Consider the following 19,228-nt stretch of genomic DNA (forward strand, 5'->3'; position numbering starts at 1 on the left):
CGCCCACGGAAGACCCTCGACTACGACACCCCAGCACGACGCCTGAAACACGAACACCGCACCCCGCAACCAGCACTCCGATAGCCTGCAACCACCTGTCCTGTTGCGTCGATCATCAGAATCCGCCGTACCTGTGCGGGCGGTTTCACCGGGCGGGGTAAACGGGCACCCTCTCATCGGGCCGGCGAAGTTCACTCGACGGTCGGCTCACGCCCGCTGCCCGACCGGCTTGCGGGCCGTTGCGACGGCCGTCACTGTTGCGGTTTGACGTGTGGTCGCATGACCGGCCGCGTTACGGCGTGACCTTCTGCGAGTCGAGCGCCATTGCCTGAGCCGTCGGGTTCCTTGGAGACGAGCATGCCGCGGGAGCTGTTCGCGGATTCGAAGAGCTCTGCGACCCACAGATCATTGATGGCAGGATTCCGGCCGCCTGAGAATTTGAAGAAGAGGTTCTGCGCGGGATGAATCCAAACGGCGCTGTGGCCATTCCCGTAATCGACGGAGTCGCGCCACGACATCAGGAAGCTCTCGCCGCGGCGGATTTTCTGGGTGATCACGATTTGAATGTGCGCCAAGACCCGGTCATCGAACTCGATGAGTACGCCGTCGTATTGGAGTGTTCCCATGGTCAGTCCTCGATCTCGCAAGAGCGGTCCGGAACGGGACGAAACATCAGAGGTGCCCTCCTTGTGCATCACACGTGCAGGAGGTCCGGCCCGGGCTGGGTTGGTGACCGCCGCCTCCGGTTGGGACGCGGTTTCGAATTTCATCCAAACCGAACCTGGCGGGGTCCGGGCCAGGCCCGGCCATGGCAGACGCTACGCGAGGATGCGGCGGGCCCGGCGTCCGCGGGGGACGATTGGCGACCGGGACGCAAGGCCTACCGACACTCATCAAGAACACTGCGACGCAGGGGAACGCCTCACATGGTGGCATCGTCATAACTGGTACGGGCGGACGTCACACCAGCACCGTAGATTCAGCTGAACACGTTCTCCCGCACCTGCATCCGAAATATCGCGCAGGTGACGTCGACGCCGTGCATTTCCTCTGGCGGGGACTACTCCGTAGCTGCGCGTGCGTCAGAATACTCGCTATATCCGGGTCCCAGGATAAGGATCACGCTTGCTAGCCCGACAAGTGTCCCCAACTCTGCTTCAAACGCGCCGACAATCCACCCGGCGCCGAACGCAAAACTCTCCCCGCGCAACAGACCGCCGAAGACTCCTCCCCCGATCACTAGCACTGCTGCCAGCAACCAGGAGACAGTAACTACCCGCGCAGTCGTTGTGTACTTCACGAACTGCGCGGGCTTGAGCTCCCTACGGCCAGTCGCAGTCGTCATCAGCGCGGCGATGATCGCACCGATTGTCCCGCTCACCACGCCAAGGGTTGCTTTCGGATGCTGTGCAGAAACACTTGTGAATGCGACGGAGAACAGGCCAACCGCGGCAGCGCACCAAGCAAGAACCACCCACAGCCTCTGAGTTGAACGCTGTCGCACCGGGACGCTCACCTCGATGCTCCAATCCCTGTCGTCCAACGCTGGCGGAATCTGCTGGCGAAATGCTAACCGAAGGTGTGGCGTAACGGATCGCCGGTGAACCAACCAGTCAAGGGCAATCGTGCGCAGACGGTTAGTGACGGCGGCTCGAGTCCATGCGCCATAGGGATCCATACCCAACGGAGATCAGGTGTCGCGCCGGGGTATCCCCGCGGTGAGTGCGCCGTCGACGACGATCTCGGCCCCGGACACGTAGCTCGCACCGGGCGAGGCCAGAAACGCGACGACGTGTGCGATCTCCTCGGGGCGGGCGGGGCGACCAAGCGGGATATCGAACGAATCCGAGTCCACGCGCGAGGTCATCGATGTCGGCACGAGCCCGGGCAAGACGGTATTCACCCGAATACCGCTGGAGGCCAATTCCACGGCCAGGGATCGTCCGAGGCCGCGAAGCCCGGCCTTCGACGCCGCGTAGGCGTGCAGACCCTGCCGCCCCCGGATGCCGTCAATCGAGGACACGTTGACGATCACCCCGCTGCCAGCGCGTTTCATGACTGGCGCAACTGCCTGGCAACCGAGGAACGGACCTGTGAGGTTCGTCGCGAGGACCTTGTCCCACTGGGTCCGTGAGGTGCGGCCCAGAGGCGCCGCGAACCCGATCCCGGCGTTGTTGACCAGGACGTCCAGCCCTCCGTGACGACGCGCGGTCGACGTGACAACCTCTTTCCACTGCAGCCCGTCGGTGACGTCGAGCACAGCGGACTCCGCGCCGAGCGAGGATGCCACGGTCGCAGCGCGGCGCTCGACCGCGTCCGTGACGACGACCCAGTGGCCGGCTGCGGTGAACGCCCGCGCGATCGCTTCACCGATGCCCCGACCAGCGCCTGTCACAAGCACCACCTTGCGACGGGCAGCCGACCCGTCCTGCTCCCCAGCGCCGAGGGCCTGCTTCTTCGACATTCTCCGATTCTGTCGAATCCAAGGAAGCGGCGATACGGGATCGCGTAACAGGATCGCTGACCGCATCAAGGGTCAGGGAACCTCACGGCCGAGGGCGTCGACTCCGAAGGTAGGTAACGAGGCCAGCTCCAAGTAGGCCTGCACCAAGGCAGCCAGGCAATATCCACCAACTGCCTACCCCCGAGAACGCGAGTACGGCAGCAATGACAATCAAGGCGAGACCAAGCAGTGGCCACCAGACACTCGAAGACCGATGCTGACGGGTCATATCGGCACTCTAACGGCCGCGCATCCTGACCTCGACGGATTCGATGCCGCCGTCGCTTAGAGCGATCCGCTTGCGGGCGGTGAGAGAGTCACCTCCCGAACGGCGAGGGCCCTTCGGAGGCGATCGTGTCGGACACGGCAAGCACTAGGGCCGCAACAAGGGCGACCAGTCCGATGCAGATACCTGTGAGCCAAAGCCAACTGGCCGGGTATGACCCAACGAAGTCGGCTTTCGAGAGGGCGGAGCTCATCGGAACGGCGACGATCAACGCGCCGAGTTCGACGGTTGCAACGACCCAGCACAGTCCAGCTACTGCTCGACGTCGTGCGGGCGCGGCTTTCACGCGACGAGCTTGGAGGATGAGGACGACTCCTGACACCAGAATCCAGCCGAGTCCCCACAGCAGCAACCAGGGCACCCATTTCCTGAGTTCCGAGTACGCGCCGCCTACTCCTATCCCGAGGGCACTGGGCATCAGCCAGTAGACGTAGTAGATCCCAATCGCCAGCGGAACGAGCCACCCGACCACCAGCGACATGATCGCACTGGTCGGTGGTGGCTGGACGATCACGGCTGCGCTCATTCCCCAATGTTGGCTCAGCCGGGTGTTTCAGCGAGGTGAATTCATCCCCACGAGGCAGAACCCGCTTGTCGCGGTGGCGGATCCCCCTGCGCGCACGTTGCGGGATCATCGACGGGCGCTGGGGGCGGCTGGTTCTCTTTGCTCGGCGAGGCTTGTGAAGACCACCTCGTACTCGCCCTGCGGCCAGAGGAGCACCCGGTGCACGAATCGACCGTCGGCTTCGACGTCAACTTCGTCGTAGAGGATCTCTGTCTCGTCGTGAAGTAGCCGCAGCGATTCGAGGGTCGAGCCTGGCTCGAGGCGGAGTTGCGAGTCATGGAAGGTCAGCTCGATGAATTGGTAACCAACCTGCAGGTCGCCGGTCAACGCGCGTATCACGAGGTCATTGTCGACTCGGTGCTCGAAGGCGTGGATCTGCGCGTCGTGCAGGTTGATCTCCTGGATCAATCGCTCCGCACCATTGCTCAGTCGAGGAAGGACCTCGTCGTTGTGGGCCTGGTACTCCTCCCACCGCTGGTCCCACTCGTCGTCATCGAGCCCGCCTGAAGCCCATTCACGGGTGAGCCATTTCATCGTCACGTTCAGGAACGTACGTGCCCAGGGACGCGAAGCCAAGCCGCCCGCAATCCGGTCGGCAACCGGACGACCGTAGACGGATCCGCCTGCGGACGTCCGATCAGCGACGATGAACTGGTTCCGACCATCCGGCAGGTCCGACTCGGGTTCCGAACACGTGGCCGATAACGCCGCCCGTGACGATCTTGCGCTGCAGCGCGCGGATCATCTGCAGAGTCGACTCATCTGATAATCCTGTGGTCGTTTCCCAGTCCCATCCTGAGCCGATCACGTTGCTCATGAAAACGACCTCCGTGGACAGGAGTGCTTTCGTCCAGTCAGTTCGGCTCAAAGGCTCACCGGCGACGATCGCTTCACCGATTCGGTTGCCTTGAATGAACAGATCTTCCACGTCCCGAAAGCCCATCGCGACCGCGAACTCATGCGTGCACTTCGCCGGACCGCTCCATTCAGTCAATCCGAACTGGAGCAGCTGTCGCTCTTGGTCACTCAGGCGGAACTGTATCGGGACGGAAGGATCGTCCTCCCAAGGAAGTGCATCATCCGGGTGTTCGTCGATCCAGCGCGCGTTTGTCCGAACACGCCACCTCGTGCGCTCGTCGGCATCCCATCTGAGGATCTTGAGAACGACGACTGGAGTGTGGCGGCTCCATGCCACTTCGGCACGACACTCAGGGAAACGCTGGATGATGTCCACCCAGGTCTCTTGCGATGCTGGCTCTCGGAGTTTGCGAACGCGTTCGTTCGATTGAGGCGCGTCGAACCACCGCTTGTACTCATCGGCCGATGTGATCACGGACTCATCATGGGCCCAGGAGTTCATGAGGTGCCACTGATACCGATCGACAGCCGCGGCGCGAACCGACCGCATGACGGTCCGCCGGCCGGCGTCCGCAACCGGATCCGCTTGCGAACGGCGGGCACAACGCGGCTGGACCGACCGTGATGAGAAGGTGACTTGGTGACGACGACGCCGAGTGCCAACCGACGAGCGTTCCTGGTGTTGGCCGCTTTGCCGATTCTGCTCACCGGTTGCCGCGCTGAGTATCACGGCCATGACAGCGGGATCGACGGGGCGCTGTGGAGGCAAATCGCGTCCTTCGAGGATGCGCTGTCTTGGGACCTCTCTCAGCCTTCGGACGGCGAGCCGGGCGCCTATCTAGACGGGCAGGAAGTCCCGCGGTGGGACGGATCGGAAGCCTCGGCGGCTGCCCTGGATCTACGAAGCGGTGGGGTGGCCATCTACGACGTCTCATCGACCGATTCTGCGGCCGGGTTCTCCGTGTTCATCGCTTCAGGTCCGCGCCCCGATATCGTGACCGACGAGGGCCGAACATACTCCGGGCCGAGCACGGTGTACACGTGCTACGGAATTGAGGCCGAGTTCCAGTCGAGTGCGGGGCCCTCCGCCGACAAGACCATCTTCGATGATTGCCCGCCGACTCTCGTCGAGCTGCTTCCCGAAGATGCGGCCTTTGCCAGCGGCGCAGTATTCGACGGGTGAGCCCGGGCCCAGTGTCGCCGGAATGGCTCGCTGTTGGTCAGTCAGCCCGCTCACGGATCCCGGAGCGACTCGATGGCACGCTGGCCAGTAGCCTTCGGTCATGAGCGAGGCGAGCGTGCAGATAGAGCTGTTGTCGGAGTTGAGCGATGCCAATGCCGCCGAGCTCGAGCTGCTGCTTGGTCAGCTTTCCACGGCAGCGTTCGACCGATCGCGCATCGCGGCGATGCTCGGTCACGATGGGATCGAGTTGTTCGTCGCTCGTGACGGCCGGCGCATCGTCGGGATGGCCACGTTGGTAACCGTGCCGTTGCCGACAGGTTGGCGCGGGCACGTTGAGGACGTGGTGGTCGACGCAACGATGAGAGGCAGGGGTGTCGCGCGGCTCCTGCTCGAGCGCTTGACGAGTCTCGCTTCAGAGCGTGGACTTCGAACGCTCGACCTGACCTCACGCCCCTCGCGGGAGTCAGCACTGCGGTTGTACGAGGCTGTCGGATTCGTCCGCAGGGACACGAACGTGCTGCGCTTCACACCTCAGCCGACTGACGGGACCTCCTCGCACTGAGGGATCCGCAAGTGCGACCGTGAGCCCAAAACTCGAGCGGACGTTCTCTATCTGCGGAGAAGAGCGTCCGAGACGTGCACGCGTTCACCGACCCGGACGACGAGTTGTCCGCCGAGACTTCCACCGTCCGACCAAACCCAGAACTCGACTCGTCCGGAATTCTCGCGAACTGACACCTTCGTCACAGCCTCTCGCTCAACGATCAAGCGATCCTCGCCGGACTCCGTCCACCGCACATGAACCGACTTCGCGATCTCATCCCACCTCAGGGTGACGACCGAGCCGTCATCTGCCCAGCAGGTTACGCTGGCCAACCCGAGGCTCTCGGGAGGACCCACTTCCACCGCGAGCCCGTCGAGATCTGACAGCAGCGGGACTTCCATGGCCGCGCTCATCAGACATCAGTTGCGGGCTCAGCGGGCTCGAACATGTCGAAGTTCACACGCCGATCATATTTTGCAGCCAGTTCATCGGTGCGCCCGATCTGATGAGTGAGTTCGACTAGCGGCGTGCCCGCGGGCGGGTCGCCCAGCGCGCCCACTCTGAATCGCAGGGGTCGCTTGGATCGTCACAGGGTGGATAGTCGCGCAAGCGGATCCGTCTGCGAGGACGGCGCCACACAACCGAATGTTGGTCGTGAGTGCATCTAGGCTCGCGTCATGATTCAGTCAGGGCGCGCTTCATTGACGGTCGTGTCGAGACAGACAGACCCCACGCTCATCTCCGAGATCCTCGGACTGGTCCCGACGCGAACGAAGCTTCGAGGGTCCGTGAGCCGCTCCGGCCGGGAGCTGGACCACAACGTGTGGACGATCGACGTCGACCACGGTTTCAACACAGATGACGACACGACCGGCACTCGAGCACTACGTGATCTTGTCGCGGCTGCCCGCCCTGGAGTCGGTCGGTTTCCGCTCCTCCCGCCGGACTGTTCTGCGAGGATCTGGTGGTCCTCGGACTCGGATTCCATGCAAGGCGGCTTCGTGTTACCCGTCGAGCTCGCTGCTGCGATTGCCGAGCTCGGGGTCGACGTCTACGCCACCGTCTACCTCGACGATGGTACGAACAGCCCCGAGTGATCCTCGCGCGAGACATCCGCTGAAGGATCGCGCATCGCCCACGCCAATCTCACGGTCGAACGTTATGACGCTAGTCCTTGGGTCTTAGTCTGACGAGACTGCGGTTCGCCGCCGCGGCGAACGGAGCGAGTAGGACGAGTTCGTTCTTGAGCATCGTCCGAAGCTTGTCGAGCTCCCATTTGGCCGCTTCGCTGGCGTCTTGCACTGATTGCGCATCCCCTCCTCCAGACCTGTAGCCGGCTGAGGCGTCGCGAAGGCGTGCGAACGCCAGCCGAGCTGTCGCGATCGCGGTGGCCACGTCCTTGGGCCCGAACGTCGTCACCCGGACGTACAGGTCGACATCGGGAGCGGGATAACTCTCGAGTGACTTGTCGTCGGCGTGACGTTCCAACCAGATCAGGTACTCGATGATGGTCGGCACCTTCTGCTCCCACAGCCGGGTCTGGTGGGCCTCGGCGACCTGCGCCTGACGGTCTGCGATCTGAGCACGACGATTCAAGACCGCAAGGAATGAAGTAACTCCGAGCGAGAGCGCGGCGACAATAAGTGACCCCACTGCAACCAAGGCCGAGACGTCCATAGTTCAGCATGGCGCGCCGCCCCGCGATACTTCAACCGGGTCAGTCGATGAGGCGTCAGGCGATTCCGGCTGGCGAGACTCCCGATAGATCCTTCCGCACCAGTAAATCGTCGTCACTTGCGCCCGCAGGCGGATCGGCTTGCGGCAACCTTGCCCTTGCGTGCATCGTGAGCGCCATGGGCGATTACTGGTCGATTGACGCAACAGGCCTCGACGAGGAGGACGCCAAGTACCTCGCAAGGGCGGCCGCGGAACTTCCCTCGGTCCTCGTCGCAACGCCGTTGGACCCTCGTCTCTGGCTCACTCGACATCTCGATGCCGACACCGTCCAGACGATCGTGCGCGGGCTGGAGGTAGCGATAGGAAGCGGGCAAGTTCCCGAGAACGATCGACAGGACATACATGACGTCATCGACGACTTCGATGAATGGCTCTCTAGGTCCGATGAAGAATCGCGGTCCTGAGCGACTCATTATCGGTTAGGGCTGTTATCGCGAACGGACCGCTGAGCGATCGGTGAACGCTCCGCAGGCGGATCCTTCTGCGAAGCGCTTGGATCGTTGGGTGTTCAGCAATCGTCCGAGCTGGCTAGATCCCCGTCATAGCTGGCTCACACGCGCGTTCGCGCTACCGATAAGCGTGTCAAGTGCCGCCCGCGCCGCCTGGCGGCGGGACTCCACATCCGTGACTGTCGCTGTCCCGGCGGAGATCTGTCGACAGAGGTCTATCAATTTGCCGCCCTCATCGCCCGTTGAACGATATTCCGCCGGGTTACCAACGAGCTGGAGCCGGTACAGCGCGATGCGAGCAGCTGTTCGACGATCGTAGGCATCCTGCCTTGCCTGTTCACGCGCATCGCCGGCTACCCCCTCAATCCGTTTCTTTGCGCGGTTATATTCGGCCTGCATAAGCGCTGTCACCGTCGTCAAGAGATCAGCCGCTGCGGTGATGTATTCCTCTCGTTGTCGATCACGTCTAGCTGCCGCCAATTGACGCTTACTGAGCTGGCTCTGTAGCGCGAAGGCGAGAGCCGCTCCGGATAGTGTGCCCAACACCGCTATGACGCTCGCCCAAATCACTTCCATGAAGGTCAGTGTCTACCCCACAGCCAATCTCAGCTACCTTCGCTGCGGGCCACCCACCACGCCCCGGCAGCGAGAGCGCTCAGGGATCGTCATCTGGAGCGGCTCAGGCCTCTGGATGCCGGCTGTGGTCCTCAAGGTCGGGCTCGGCGCGCAGCACGTCGGCGATCTCTTCCTCCGGCCGTGGCGGGATGGTTTCGTCAGCCTCGAGCTCGGGAACGCTCGGCTTCTCCGCGGACGGGACGTGGTGGTCAGAAGTGTTCTCATCGGACACGGCGAATCCTTCGGTCGGCATCACCGACAGCGTAGGCCGATGCTGATGCGGTTACCGAGCCAAATGGCTATTGTCAGCGGCATAACATCGGGCACGAACCGGGATCTTGCTTGGACGTCGCCCTCGGGAGGCGGCAAGGCGCAGGGGCATCATGGACGATCAAGGAGCGAAGCCCTCGCTGATCATGCAGCGGATGGCGATCGAGCGCGTGCGGATCTTCGGCATCGGGTTGCTCGGCTTGAGCATCGTAGGGACGGTTTTTGGCGTGGTCCAGCTGATCGCGGGCGGCGGGTGGATTTTCGTGTTGCAGCTCGTCATCGGCGCCGTCCTCATCGGGTTCGCATCTTGGCAGCTCCGCACCGCGCGTCAGCGGCTCTCAGAGTTCGAGGCGAGAAACGGCCGAGATGCTGGGAAGCAATGACCGCGGCTAGCTAGGCCGGATCGCCGCCGCTGTGAGGGATCCATCATGGGCGCCCAACGGGTCGTTCGTTCCGCTCATTCCTCGTAGTGAAGTAGGTCTCCGGGTTGGCAATCGAGGACGCGGCAGATCGCGTCGAGTGTGGAGAATCGCACCGCCTTCGCCCGACCGTTCTTGAGTACGGCGACGTTCGCCGGCGTGATACCGATCGCGTCGGCGAAGTCGCCGACGCTCATCCGGCGCTCGACGAGCATGCGGTCGATCGAGATGCGGATCGGCATCAGATGACCTCCTCCAGCTCGGCACGCATCAGCATCGCGCGCCGAAGCAGCGAACGGAGCACGAGAGTGACGCAGGTCAACACGACGAGGACGAGCACGACGATCACCTGAATGAGCCCCAGCGCCGGGCTGCCGGCCTGCCCGTTGCTGATTACCACGAAGCTGGTGATCACGAGCACGACAGTGCACGCGAGGGAGGTGACGAGCACGTCGACCCAGAGCAAGGACGTGCGGGCCAGCACCGTTCCGCGGTAGATGCGGTGCACGAGCAACGAGATCATCGCGAGCGCCACGAGCGCGAGAGCAATGAACGCAATCGCCAAGGCGAGCAGCGGACCGCGCAGATCCGCGTACTCAGGCAAGCTCGCCGCGACCTCCGCACTGATGCCGGGCAGGAGCACGAGCGCCCCAACACCAACGAAGAACAGCACCGCCAAGAGCGACTGGGTGAAGATGACGAGACTGCGAGAGGGGCGCGGAAGGTCGAAATCCATGCATCGATTGTCGATAGATCACCTATCGAAAGTCAATAGATGCAACCCATCGGTCGATTCCGTCTAGCCACGGTGGGTTTGAGCCCGGTAGTCGATCGGCCACCGGGCTCTGAATAGCAGCACGCGTGGTCACTGCCCTCGCATCCGCTTCATGCGGGACGATCGACTCATGCGCGCGACATTGAGAAGCCTTGCCTTCGAGCCGGATCCGGCGAGTCTCTCCGCTGAGCCGACGGAATTCTATCTCCACGCTCGGTTGATCGTGGGCCCATCTGACGGCCCCGGTGAGGAGAGTTTCGAAGTCACCGTTTGCACGCCCCAGTGGCTAGCCCGCGCTTGCAGCGCAGCCGGTGGAATCTACGACGGCAGGCATCACCTAATCGTCAACCTCGACGAGTTCGACAAGCGAGCGCTCCAAGACTGGCTCGCACTCAGAGTGGAGCCCCTGGAAGGGGGCACCTGGACTGAGATCGCGGAACGCCTCGGTCGACTCGGCCACTGGGAGTTCGAGGACTACCGCCCTTGAGCCAGGCGCTCTGCTGAGGGATCGCATTGCGGCCTCGGCGATTCTCGCTTGGCCGGCCCCGCTAGCTTTGACGGATGAACGTTCGTCCGGTCACTGGTGCGGTCTGCCTGATAGGTCTCTTCGCGCTCACGGGATGCGTCAGCCAACCTGCACCCGCATCAGAGCACGAAACGAAGATCGCCGTCACCGACGTGATCGACGGGGCCGGCACTGCGTTCGGAGACGGCGACTTCGAAGCCTTCTGTCGTGAGCAGGCGGCAGATGTACCGATGTGCTTGAGCGACTCGCAATCTTGGTTGGATGCGAAGAGCGCGCCACCGTCGATTTCGTCAGTTTCCTTCACGATTGCTCCGTTTACCGACGACAGTCTCTTGGTCAGGTTCGAGGGAATCCTCTACGACGGGTCTGCCTTTTCATCCGAGACTGAGGCGTTGAGAACCAGTGACGGAGCCGTGCGACTCGTGCACCCGGTGTTCTGGGTGCCGCGCACGATGATTGCGGGTTAGCCGAACGTGCACTGATCGGTGCCGCCGCCTCATCGTCGCCAAATAGATGCGGTCAGGGATCCGTCGACCGGACGGCCGCAAGCGGATCCGCCAGCGGGCTGACTCGCGCCCACCTAGGAGACGGCTGAGTTGCCGAGGAGCCCGAGAACGTAGAGCACGATTAGCCCGGCGATAAGCAACACCGCGACCCCCAGGACCACCCACCCTTTCTCACACGACGACCCTACCGAGACGCCTTGCGGGTGATCGATGCGTGCCCGTGAGCGGATCGGCTTACGGCTAGCCCTGCGGAAGGTGGCGTGAGAGGCTCGCTCATGCGTCCGGCTCGCTTCGCGGGCTCTGCTGCACCGGACGACTCACTGTTCACACCAAGGTGCGGAGCTGAACCGTTTGGAACCGATCAATACGTTCATTGAACTCTTCGCCGGATTTGCGGGCGTCGCACTCGGGCTGTGGCTCTTCTTCACGCGCGCAACACGCGCGCGCGAGACTCAGGAACGACTCGAGAGACTGCCGCGCCGCGTCGGCGAGACGAGCGCTCGGAGTTCGACGACCGGGACCTTTGCGCTGGTATCCGGATTCTTGGTGGTCCTGTCCGTTGGACTGATACTCGACGCGGGTCGCCGACTTATCGCAGGCTGAACAAAACTCGACCGAACCCCCACAAAGCGGGTGCCGTTAGCGGATCCGTTTGCGGGCAACCGTTCATGGACCGGCATCCGAAGTGGTTTATGAGGAGCGCTTCTGGGTTGGGCTGGTGACAGCTCACACTTCGCTGCCAACACGGGTCGGCTTGGGCGGTCCCGGGCTTGAAGGGCGACAAGGAACTACGACTGCCCTGGGTGGAGTCGACTCGTTTGAGCCCTTCCTATCGAACGTGTCGGTGATCACCGCTAGCGTCGGATGCGTGATCGAGATAGCCCGGACCCGCCGCTCATCTTCCGCCCCAGCCGTGCTGTTCTTCGAGCGCTGGTGCGCCATCGAGACGCACCCCGAGTGGGCGCCGAGCATGGAGTATTTCCGGTTGTCCGAGCCCTTCGGCATCGGGGCGCGCGGGGTGCTGAGGGCGGTCGGGGGTGAGGAAGCGCCGTTCCGCGTCACGGCGGTCGGACCCGGGTTCGTCTACGCCGATACGACGGAACTCGGTGAGGTGGAGCTGACAGTGCATCACGAGGCCGTCGACGGATTCGACGGAACACACGTCGAGCTCTCGGCATGGCTGGTTGGTCCGGGCGAAGAGGAGTGGGCGCGCCGAATGTCTGCCGAGGTCCAGGACAGCCTCGAGCGCGACCTAGCCGCGCTCGCGGCGCTGCTTGAGAAGTAGCGGCAGTCGGCGAGAACGGTCGCCGTGTGGGATCGGCAACCGCTCCAGCGTGTTTGTTCAAGGTTGTTACAGGGGCATGTCAGTTTCGATCATCGAGATGCTTTGTGTGCGAAGTTGAGCGCGGGCGCACCGTCGCCCTGAGAATGCTCACCGGAACCGGAGGAATGATGAATCGTTTGAGAAAGTCGGTTGTCAGCAGCGTTGTAGGGCTTGTCCTCGTTGGAGCTTCACTGGTCACTGCAGCTCCTGCGATGGCGGCCACACAGGTGACGAGTTGGATTCAAAAACCGACAAAGAGCGGGTGCCTCTCCGCGATGGAGGGGACGGTCAGGTCGGCATCCTATTCGGGATATACCAACATCCGGTCGAGCGGGTGTTACTACCTGTCGACCCGGAAGGTTTGGGAAGGCTGGGTGTCGTATACCAAGCCGTGATCGACCCCTGGATCAAGGTGGAGGGACCGCCACTCGCAGCGTGACGTGGCGCTTCTAGCTCAATGCGGCGGCCGCGCCGATCGGATTCGAGCACGAAGGTGCCTCTGTAGGGCGAGGAGTTAGGGGCGGCGAATCCGCCGCCCCTAACTCCCGCCGACATCAGGTCGGCCCGCATCCGGATCCGCTTGCGGGCCGTGGCGGGCCACTCGCCGATGCCGGCCAAGGTGTAGGAATGTGCCATCTACCGCGGAATTCCGCCCGCTCCGCCGCGGGCGAATGCCGTGGATCCGGCGCAATGGCGACAACTCCGAGCGGAACCTGCAGCGGGCGCGGGAGCGGGCGCCCACGTCTGACGGCGTCGGGACGGGCGGGCGGATGCCGCGGCATCCGCCCGCTCACCGCGTCGTCGTCGTGCGGCGCGACCTACTTCGGCTGCATGCGGATCGCGCCGTCGAGGCGGATCGTCTCGCCGTTCAGCAGCGGGTTCTCGACGACGTGGCGCACGAGCGCCGCGTACTCGGCCGGCGTGCCCATGCGGGACGGGTGCGGAATCTGCTCCTCGAGCGAGGCCTGCACCTCGGGCGGCATGCCCGCCATCATCGGCGTCTGCATGATTCCCGGCGCGATCGTCACGACGCGCACGAGCAGCTTCGAGAGGTCGCGCGCGAGCGGCAGGGTCATCGCCACGACCCCGCCCTTCGACGCCGAATAGGCCGCCTGCCCGATCTGCCCGTCGAAGGCCGCGACCGACGCCGTGTTCACGATGACGCCGCGCTCCGCGGTCTCAGGCACCCCAGGCAGCGCCTGCGCGAGCACGGGCTCGTTGGCCGCCATCGCGGCCGCCGCGAGCCGCGCGACGTTGAACGTGCCGATGAGGTTGATGCGGATCGTGCGCTCGAACGCCTCGAGCGCCATCGGGCCGTCGCGGCCGACCGTGCGCCCGGCCGTCGCGATGCCCGCGCAGCTCACGGCGATGCGCAGGGGCGCGCGCTCCTGCACGAGGTCGATCGCGGCCTGCACGGAAGCCTCGTCCGTGACATCCGCCGGCGCGAAGCGCACCCGCTCGCCGAGCTCGTGCGCGGTCTGCTCGCCCGGCGACCCGGGGAGGTCGAGGATGACGACCTCGACACCCGCGGCGGCGAGCACGGAGGCCGTGCCGCGCCCCAGGCCGGAAGCGCCTCCGGTGACGATCGCGCCTGCGTCGGTCAGCTGCATGTGGTGGGTCCCTTCGGATGCGGATGGTGGGTGGCCGGAGCCGGTCGGTTCAGAGTCGCTCGATGATCGTGGCGTTCGCCATGCCGCCGCCTTCGCACATGGTCTGCAGGCCGTAGCGGCCGCCGGACGCCTCGAGGTGGTTGACGAGCGTCGTGAGCAGCCGGGTCCCGCTCGAGCCGAGCGCGTGGCCGAGCGCGATCGCGCCGCCGCGGGGGTTCAGCTTCGCGGCATCCGCTCCGGTCTCGGCGAGCCACGCGAGCGGCACGGAGGCGAAGGCCTCGTTGACCTCGTAGGCGTCGATGTCCTCGTGCGTGAGGCCCGCCCGCTCGAGCACGCGCTCGGTCGCCGGGACGACGCCCGTGAGCATGAACAGCGGATCGCTGCCGACGACGGAGAACGAGCGGAAGCGTGCGCGGGGCTCGAGCCCGAGCTTGGATGCGGCGTCGGCGCTCATGATGAGGGCGGCGGAGGCGCCGTCGGTGAGGGGCGAGGAGTTGCCCGGCGTGATGCGCCAGTCGAGCTCGGGGAACCGGTCGGCGAGCGCGTCGGTCCGGAACGCCGGGTTCAGGCCGGCGAGGCCCTCGGCGGTGGTGCCGGGGCGCACGGTCTCGTCGGCGAGGCCGTCGACGCCCGGCACGGGCACGACCTCGGTCGCAAACGCCCCGGATGCCCCGGCGGCCGCCGCGCGCTCGTGCGAGCGCGCGGCGTACGCGTCGAGCTCGTCGCGCGAGAGGCCCCACTTCGCCGCGATGAGCTCGGCGGAGACGCCCTGGTTCACGAGGCCATCGGGGTAGCGCGCGGCGAGGCGCGAGCCGAACGGATCGGCGCCCGCGGCACCGGAGCCGAGGGGCACGCGGCTCATCGACTCGACGCCGCAGGCGATGACGATCTCGGCCTGCCCGGCGAGCACGGCCTGCGCCGCGAAGGTCGCCGCCTGCTGGCTCGAGCCGCACTGCCGGTCGATGGTCGTGCCCGGCACGTGCTCGGGGAACCCGGCGGCGAGCACGGCGTTGCGCGTGACGTTGGAGGACTGCTCGCCCACCTGGCTCACGCAGCCGCCGATCACGTCGTCGACGAGTCCGGGATCGAGGTCGTTGCGGTTCACGAGCGTGTCGAGCACGCCCGCGAGCAGGTCGACCGGGTGCACGCCCGAGAGCATGCCGCCGGGCTTGCCTCGCCCGACCGGGGTGCGGATCACGTCGACGATGACGGCTTCGGTGCTCATGCTCCAAGCCTACGACCGGTGCGGTGGCCGCGCTCCTGCTCGGTGCCCGCCCCACGACCTCGTCAGGGCCGACCCTGATACGGCCGGGTGGCCCGCGCCGAATGATCGTGGGCATGACCAAGAAGACGAGACTCGCCGTCATCCGGGCCAGGCACGAGAGTGCCGCACCCGCCGTGGCCGACCGCCCCTTCATCGACCTCCTCATGGTCGGCTCCTCCTCGGTGCTCCGCTACTGGAGCGACACCACCCGCGGACACCTGGACTTCGTCGACTCCTCCCTGATGCCGTGGGTACTCGTCGAACTCGGCGCCGACGTCTCCCGGGTCGCCCAGGCCGAGCGCGCCATCGACGCGCTGCGCGCGAAGTTCCCCGATCACGACCCGCTCGCCGGATTCGACGGGGTCGTGGTGCTCATGTACCCCGGTCGCCGCCAGATCGCCAACCCGAAGGCCGGGCAGCCGGGCGAGCCCGCCACGGTGACGCAGGACTTCGACGCGGGAGCCACGACCGTGCGCGGCTTCCCCACGGCGGTGATCGCCGTCGCGACCGGGGACCACACCTTCATGACCCACGAGGTCGGCCACGTGCTCGGCTTCGACCACTCGTACGGCCTGCTGAACAACGGCGCCGACTGGGACCCGCGCGACGCGAATGTGATCGCCGAACCCGTCTACGGATCCCCGTACGACCTCATGTCCTCGGCGTCGTTCGGTTCTCGCTGGCTCGGCACCGGTCCCCGATGGACCTCGTCGCCGACCCGCAGCATCCCCGCGGTGGCGGGCTGGCCGAACGCCGGCACCTTCGGGTCCGCCGGACCGAACCTCTCGCGGGCCCACCTGCACCAGGAGATGCCGGAGGCCATGGCCGGCTCGGTGGTCGAGCGCCCCTTCCCGGCGTCGGGTCCTGTCTCCGTGCGGCTCCGCAGCGCCTCGGCGGATGTCGCGCGCACGGGCTCCGGCCGCCAGCCGACGCTGCTCGTCCTGCATCCGAACGGCGAACCGGCGAGCGGCGCCGGGCGCGTCTACGTCGAGTTCCGCACGGCAACCGGCTGGGACTCGGGCCTGGACGTGCTGGGCCCCGACGTCTCCCGCGAGGGCGTCGTGGTGCACTCGCTCACGGAGGTCGCGGGCGACGGCGTGCGCCCGTGGTACCGCGGCATGGTCCCGCTGAACTCGATCGACACCGACGTGGCGCTGGACGGCATCCCGCTCACCGTGACGATCGCCGGCGTCGATCCGGATCGCGAGTGGGTCGACCTGCGGGTGGCCGCCGGTGCCGCCGCCCGGGCGGTGACCCTCGCGTCACGCCTGCGCAGCGAGGACGTGCTCGGCGCCGTCGGGGCCGAGGCCACCGAGCAGACCCCGTGCGGCGACACCGTCCGCCGCGGCACGTATGCGACGTCGACGCTCGAGATCTTCACGATCAGCACCGCGGGGTTCGGCGGCGCCGGCGTCCCGGCCGCGATGGCGCCCACGGCGAGCTGGAGCATCGGGGGCGTTCCCGTCGGCGGCACCGGCGGAACCGCCCAGGTGCCGTTCGACGGATCCACGTTCCCCGTCGGCTACACCATCGACCCCGTGACCTTCGAGCTCGGCCTCACCTCTCCCGGCGGCATCCGACTCGGGGCCGACATCGTCTGCACCGTGAGCGACCAGGGCGGGTCGGCGAGCGCGCAGGTGCGCTTCGAGGCGGAGGGCTGGTTCGAGGGATTCAACCCCGACGACCTGCCGACGGTCATCTCGTGCTGGACGCGCCGCATCAAGGAACTCGACATCAGGGTGAAGCCCGATCCGTTCGAACGGCCGACGCCCGATCCGGTGTTCGAGTTCGATCCCCGCGAGATCGAGCGCCTCCAGGTCGAGTTCACCCAGGGCGTGGTGCTCGAGCGACTGCAGGTGGCCGAAGCGGCCAGGCAGGCCGAGGCGGTGAAGCTCGCCGAGGCCGTGAGGCTCGCCGACGCGACACGGCTCGCCGAATCGGTGCGGCTCGCCGAATCCGTGAAGGTCGCGGACACCGTGAGGCTCGCGGAGGCGGCGAGGGCGGCGCAGTCGGCGGCGGGAATCGGCGCCATCAGGGTGCAGGACGTGCGACTCGACGTTCCGAGGTTCGACGGCTAGGGGGAACACGGATGCCGCGTGGCAGACCTCGGCACGCGGCATCCGTCGACCAGGCGGGGGCGACCGTCTCCGTCTGACTGGCTCGGCTCAGCCGGCGACGAGCACGGTGTCGTCGAGGGCCGCCGAGGCCTCGAGCACGACGGGCTCGCGCGCTGGGAACACGACGGGGTGCGTGCCCGCCATCGCCTCGATGACGCGCACGACCTGGCAGGAGTAGCCGTACTCGTTGTCGTACCAGACGTAGAGCACCGCGTCGGTGCCGTCGGCGATCGTCGCGAGCCCGTCGACGATCCCGGCGCGGCTGGAGCCGACGAAGTCCGTCGAGACGACCTCGGGCGACTCGATGTAGTCGACCTGCTGGCGCAGCGGCGAGGTGAGCGAGACCTGCCGGAGATAGCGGTTCAGCTCCGCCTTGGCGGCGGGCCGTTCGAGCCGCAGGTTCAGGATCGCGAGCGACACGTCGGGCGTCGGCACGCGGATGGCGCTGCCGGTGAGCTTGCCCGCGAACGAGGGCAGCGCCTTCGCGACGGCCTTCGCGGCACCGGTCTCGGTGATGACCATGTTGAGCGCGGCCGAGCGGCCGCGCCGATCGCCCGCGTGGAAGTTGTCGATGAGGTTCTGGTCGTTCGTGAACGAGTGCACGGTCTCGACGTGGCCGCGCACGACGCCGTACGCGTCGTCGACGGCCTTCAGGACGGGCGTGATCGCGTTCGTGGTGCACGAGGCCGCGGAGAGGATGCGGTCCTCGGCGGAGATGTCGTCGTGGTTGATGCCGTGCACGATGTTCTTGATCGAGCCCTTGCCGGGCGCGGTCAGCAGCACGCGGGCGACGCCGGTCGAGCGCAGGTGCTGCGAGAGTCCCTCCTCGTCGCGCCACCGGCCGGTGTTGTCGACGACGATCGCGTCGCGGATGCCGTACGCCGTGTAGTCGATCGCGGCGGGGTCGTTCGCGTGGATGACCTGGATGAGCGTGCCGTTCGCGAGGATCGTGTTCGCCTCCTCGTCGACCTCGATCGTGCCGGCGAAGGAGCCGTGCACCGAGTCGCGGCGCAGGAGGCTCGCGCGCTTGACGAGGTCGTTCGCCGCGCCCTTGCGCACCACGATCGCGCGCAGGCGGAGACCGGTGGCGTCGCCGGCATGTGCGATGAGGATGCGCGCGAGCAGGCGCCCGATGCGGCCGAACCCGTAGAGCACGACGTCGGTGCCCTCGCGGGTCGGGAGCGCCTCGCCGTCGGCGGCGACGACGGGAGCGAGTTCGAGGCGCAGGAAGTCGGCCAGCGGCATCCGCTCGCCGTCCTCGCCGGATGCCGCGTGGCGGGCCACGAGGCGCGCGATGTCGACCGAGGCGGGGCCGGGCCCGATCTCGCGCAGGGCCTCGAGCATCCGCATGGAGTCGGCCAGGTCGAGCTCGACGTCACCGGCCTGGCGCGCGAAGCGGTGCGCCTTCAGGAGCTCGACGGGCGAGCGGTTGATGAGCCGGCGGCCGTGGATGGAGGTCACCACCCCGAAGTCGCGGTAGAGGCCGCCGATGAGCGGGATCATCCGCTCGGCGAGCTCTTCACGGGCGATCCACTCGGCACGGCTGGCGTCGAACTCGAGACTCACGATCTTCCTTCTCGGCCGCGGACGCGAGCAGGCGTCATCGACCAGGGTCAGGCGCGGCCGCGCGAGCGGGTGGGCAGCATCGGCCACGGTTCACTTCGGGGGATGACTCGA

At 66.1% G+C, this 19,228-nt stretch carries 22 protein-coding genes; 8 read left to right on the top strand and 14 right to left on the bottom strand.

What is annotated here, in order from left to right; all coding sequences use genetic code 11:
- Nucleotides 1-251: 251 nt before the first annotated feature.
- The 5 genes from GQQ95_RS19485 to GQQ95_RS19490 form a co-directional block, all read right to left on the bottom strand.
- Nucleotides 252-770 (bottom strand): DUF7882 family protein, encoded by a 519-nt coding sequence (locus tag GQQ95_RS19485; protein ID WP_212275477.1) that lies wholly within the window; start codon nucleotides 768-770, stop codon nucleotides 252-254.
- A 920-nt stretch (nucleotides 771-1,690) separates the two neighbouring features.
- Nucleotides 1,691-2,464, bottom strand: coding sequence for an SDR family NAD(P)-dependent oxidoreductase (locus GQQ95_RS14680; RefSeq protein WP_157428423.1), 774 nt, complete (start codon nucleotides 2,462-2,464; stop codon nucleotides 1,691-1,693).
- Nucleotides 2,465-2,820: 356 nt separating this feature from the next.
- Complete coding sequence (locus tag GQQ95_RS14685; RefSeq protein WP_157428424.1) at nucleotides 2,821-3,315, bottom strand: hypothetical protein; 495 nt, start codon at nucleotides 3,313-3,315, stop codon at nucleotides 2,821-2,823.
- 105 nt (nucleotides 3,316-3,420) lie between these two features.
- Complete coding sequence (locus tag GQQ95_RS14690) at nucleotides 3,421-3,894, bottom strand: hypothetical protein (protein ID WP_157428425.1); 474 nt, start codon at nucleotides 3,892-3,894, stop codon at nucleotides 3,421-3,423.
- Between the two features lie 97 nt (nucleotides 3,895-3,991).
- A complete protein-coding gene (locus GQQ95_RS19490; RefSeq protein ID WP_212275479.1) occupies nucleotides 3,992-4,687 on the bottom strand; it encodes a hypothetical protein in 696 nt (231 codons plus the stop codon).
- Between the two features lie 162 nt (nucleotides 4,688-4,849).
- On the opposite strand from GQQ95_RS19490, the gene GQQ95_RS14700 reads away from it, so the two are divergent.
- Entirely contained in the window at nucleotides 4,850-5,395 is a 546-nt protein-coding gene (locus tag GQQ95_RS14700; protein WP_157428426.1) for a hypothetical protein, read from the top strand.
- Nucleotides 5,396-5,495: 100 nt separating this feature from the next.
- Complete coding sequence (locus GQQ95_RS14705) at nucleotides 5,496-5,957, top strand: GNAT family N-acetyltransferase (RefSeq protein WP_157428427.1); 462 nt, start codon at nucleotides 5,496-5,498, stop codon at nucleotides 5,955-5,957.
- A gap of 47 nt (nucleotides 5,958-6,004) precedes the next feature.
- On the opposite strand, the gene GQQ95_RS14710 is transcribed toward GQQ95_RS14705, so the two are convergent.
- Nucleotides 6,005-6,352, bottom strand: a complete 348-nt coding sequence (locus GQQ95_RS14710; protein WP_157428428.1) for a hypothetical protein — start codon at nucleotides 6,350-6,352, stop codon at nucleotides 6,005-6,007.
- 754 nt (nucleotides 6,353-7,106) lie between these two features.
- Nucleotides 7,107-7,616 (bottom strand): hypothetical protein, encoded by a 510-nt coding sequence (locus GQQ95_RS14715; protein ID WP_157428429.1) that lies wholly within the window; start codon nucleotides 7,614-7,616, stop codon nucleotides 7,107-7,109.
- Between the two features lie 176 nt (nucleotides 7,617-7,792).
- Between GQQ95_RS14715 and GQQ95_RS14720 the strand changes: the two genes are divergently transcribed.
- The gene (locus tag GQQ95_RS14720; protein WP_157428430.1) at nucleotides 7,793-8,080 is read left to right on the top strand and encodes a hypothetical protein; all 288 of its coding nucleotides are present in this window, start codon (nucleotides 7,793-7,795) and stop codon (nucleotides 8,078-8,080) included.
- 135 nt (nucleotides 8,081-8,215) lie between these two features.
- On the opposite strand, the gene GQQ95_RS14725 is transcribed toward GQQ95_RS14720, so the two are convergent.
- Together GQQ95_RS14725 and GQQ95_RS14730 are read right to left on the bottom strand one after the other, a co-directional pair.
- Nucleotides 8,216-8,701, bottom strand: a complete 486-nt coding sequence (locus GQQ95_RS14725) for a hypothetical protein (protein WP_157428431.1) — start codon at nucleotides 8,699-8,701, stop codon at nucleotides 8,216-8,218.
- 103 nt (nucleotides 8,702-8,804) lie between these two features.
- Nucleotides 8,805-8,993: a hypothetical protein gene (locus GQQ95_RS14730; protein ID WP_157428432.1), complete on the bottom strand. Its 189-nt coding sequence runs from the start codon at nucleotides 8,991-8,993 to the stop codon at nucleotides 8,805-8,807.
- A 130-nt stretch (nucleotides 8,994-9,123) separates the two neighbouring features.
- Between GQQ95_RS14730 and GQQ95_RS14735 the strand changes: the two genes are divergently transcribed.
- Nucleotides 9,124-9,393 carry a hypothetical protein gene (locus tag GQQ95_RS14735; RefSeq protein ID WP_157428433.1) on the top strand — a complete coding sequence of 90 codons (270 nt, stop codon included), beginning with the start codon at nucleotides 9,124-9,126 and terminating at the stop codon, nucleotides 9,391-9,393.
- Nucleotides 9,394-9,467: 74 nt separating this feature from the next.
- Here the strand turns inward: GQQ95_RS14735 and GQQ95_RS14740 are convergent, their stop codons facing one another.
- Nucleotides 9,468-9,671, bottom strand: coding sequence for a helix-turn-helix domain-containing protein (locus tag GQQ95_RS14740; protein WP_157428434.1), 204 nt, complete (start codon nucleotides 9,669-9,671; stop codon nucleotides 9,468-9,470).
- A complete protein-coding gene (locus GQQ95_RS14745) occupies nucleotides 9,671-10,165 on the bottom strand; it encodes a DUF2975 domain-containing protein (RefSeq protein WP_157428435.1) in 495 nt (164 codons plus the stop codon). Before GQQ95_RS14745 ends, GQQ95_RS14740 begins: the two co-directional genes overlap by 1 nt.
- A 169-nt stretch (nucleotides 10,166-10,334) precedes the next feature.
- Here GQQ95_RS14745 and GQQ95_RS14750 point away from each other — a divergent pair, with 169 nt between their 5' ends.
- From GQQ95_RS14750 to GQQ95_RS14760, 3 genes are all read left to right on the top strand, one after another.
- Nucleotides 10,335-10,691: an Imm8 family immunity protein gene (locus GQQ95_RS14750; protein ID WP_170297080.1), complete on the top strand. Its 357-nt coding sequence runs from the start codon at nucleotides 10,335-10,337 to the stop codon at nucleotides 10,689-10,691.
- A 74-nt stretch (nucleotides 10,692-10,765) separates the two neighbouring features.
- Nucleotides 10,766-11,197, top strand: coding sequence for a hypothetical protein (locus GQQ95_RS14755; protein ID WP_157428437.1), 432 nt, complete (start codon nucleotides 10,766-10,768; stop codon nucleotides 11,195-11,197).
- Nucleotides 11,198-12,104: 907 nt separating this feature from the next.
- Nucleotides 12,105-12,521 (top strand): hypothetical protein, encoded by a 417-nt coding sequence (locus tag GQQ95_RS14760; RefSeq protein ID WP_157428438.1) that lies wholly within the window; start codon nucleotides 12,105-12,107, stop codon nucleotides 12,519-12,521.
- Nucleotides 12,522-13,378: 857 nt separating this feature from the next.
- On the opposite strand, the gene GQQ95_RS14765 is transcribed toward GQQ95_RS14760, so the two are convergent.
- The gene (locus GQQ95_RS14765; RefSeq protein WP_157428439.1) at nucleotides 13,379-14,170 is read right to left on the bottom strand and encodes an SDR family NAD(P)-dependent oxidoreductase; all 792 of its coding nucleotides are present in this window, start codon (nucleotides 14,168-14,170) and stop codon (nucleotides 13,379-13,381) included.
- 49 nt (nucleotides 14,171-14,219) lie between these two features.
- Nucleotides 14,220-15,395, bottom strand: a complete 1,176-nt coding sequence (locus tag GQQ95_RS14770; RefSeq protein WP_157428440.1) for a thiolase family protein — start codon at nucleotides 15,393-15,395, stop codon at nucleotides 14,220-14,222.
- A 113-nt stretch (nucleotides 15,396-15,508) separates the two neighbouring features.
- Between GQQ95_RS14770 and GQQ95_RS14775 the strand changes: the two genes are divergently transcribed.
- Nucleotides 15,509-17,512 carry a hypothetical protein gene (locus tag GQQ95_RS14775; RefSeq protein ID WP_157428441.1) on the top strand — a complete coding sequence of 668 codons (2,004 nt, stop codon included), beginning with the start codon at nucleotides 15,509-15,511 and terminating at the stop codon, nucleotides 17,510-17,512.
- 87 nt (nucleotides 17,513-17,599) lie between these two features.
- Here GQQ95_RS14775 and GQQ95_RS14780 read toward each other — a convergent pair whose 3' ends face one another.
- Complete coding sequence (locus GQQ95_RS14780) at nucleotides 17,600-19,117, bottom strand: glyceraldehyde-3-phosphate dehydrogenase (protein WP_157428442.1); 1,518 nt, start codon at nucleotides 19,115-19,117, stop codon at nucleotides 17,600-17,602.
- Between the last annotated feature and the right edge of the window lie 111 nt (nucleotides 19,118-19,228).

This window comes from Agromyces salentinus (assembly GCF_009749395.1).
Taxonomy (GTDB): domain Bacteria; phylum Actinomycetota; class Actinomycetes; order Actinomycetales; family Microbacteriaceae; genus Agromyces; species Agromyces salentinus.

What these genes read in the sequence shown, in the direction of transcription:
- GQQ95_RS14740 (WP_157428434.1), bottom strand. Translation starts at nt 9,671, where the DNA reads ATGCCGATCCGCATCTCGATCGACCGCATGCTCGTCGAGCGCCGGATG.
- GQQ95_RS14745 (WP_157428435.1), bottom strand. Translation starts at nt 10,165, where the DNA reads ATGGATTTCGACCTTCCGCGCCCCTCTCGCAGTCTCGTCATCTTCACC.
- GQQ95_RS14705 (WP_157428427.1), top strand. Translation starts at nt 5,496, where the DNA reads ATGAGCGAGGCGAGCGTGCAGATAGAGCTGTTGTCGGAGTTGAGCGAT.
- GQQ95_RS14685 (WP_157428424.1), bottom strand. Translation starts at nt 3,315, where the DNA reads ATGAGCGCAGCCGTGATCGTCCAGCCACCACCGACCAGTGCGATCATG.
- GQQ95_RS14775 (WP_157428441.1), top strand. Translation starts at nt 15,509, where the DNA reads ATGACCAAGAAGACGAGACTCGCCGTCATCCGGGCCAGGCACGAGAGT.
- GQQ95_RS14735 (WP_157428433.1), top strand. Translation starts at nt 9,124, where the DNA reads ATGGACGATCAAGGAGCGAAGCCCTCGCTGATCATGCAGCGGATGGCG.
- GQQ95_RS14710 (WP_157428428.1), bottom strand. Translation starts at nt 6,352, where the DNA reads ATGAGCGCGGCCATGGAAGTCCCGCTGCTGTCAGATCTCGACGGGCTC.
- GQQ95_RS14750 (WP_170297080.1), top strand. Translation starts at nt 10,335, where the DNA reads ATGCGCGCGACATTGAGAAGCCTTGCCTTCGAGCCGGATCCGGCGAGT.
- GQQ95_RS14730 (WP_157428432.1), bottom strand. Translation starts at nt 8,993, where the DNA reads ATGCCGACCGAAGGATTCGCCGTGTCCGATGAGAACACTTCTGACCAC.
- GQQ95_RS14725 (WP_157428431.1), bottom strand. Translation starts at nt 8,701, where the DNA reads ATGGAAGTGATTTGGGCGAGCGTCATAGCGGTGTTGGGCACACTATCC.
- GQQ95_RS19485 (WP_212275477.1), bottom strand. Translation starts at nt 770, where the DNA reads ATGAAATTCGAAACCGCGTCCCAACCGGAGGCGGCGGTCACCAACCCA.
- GQQ95_RS14715 (WP_157428429.1), bottom strand. Translation starts at nt 7,616, where the DNA reads ATGGACGTCTCGGCCTTGGTTGCAGTGGGGTCACTTATTGTCGCCGCG.
- GQQ95_RS14765 (WP_157428439.1), bottom strand. Translation starts at nt 14,170, where the DNA reads ATGCAGCTGACCGACGCAGGCGCGATCGTCACCGGAGGCGCTTCCGGC.
- GQQ95_RS14680 (WP_157428423.1), bottom strand. Translation starts at nt 2,464, where the DNA reads ATGTCGAAGAAGCAGGCCCTCGGCGCTGGGGAGCAGGACGGGTCGGCT.
- GQQ95_RS14770 (WP_157428440.1), bottom strand. Translation starts at nt 15,395, where the DNA reads ATGAGCACCGAAGCCGTCATCGTCGACGTGATCCGCACCCCGGTCGGG.
- GQQ95_RS14720 (WP_157428430.1), top strand. Translation starts at nt 7,793, where the DNA reads ATGGGCGATTACTGGTCGATTGACGCAACAGGCCTCGACGAGGAGGAC.
- GQQ95_RS14755 (WP_157428437.1), top strand. Translation starts at nt 10,766, where the DNA reads ATGAACGTTCGTCCGGTCACTGGTGCGGTCTGCCTGATAGGTCTCTTC.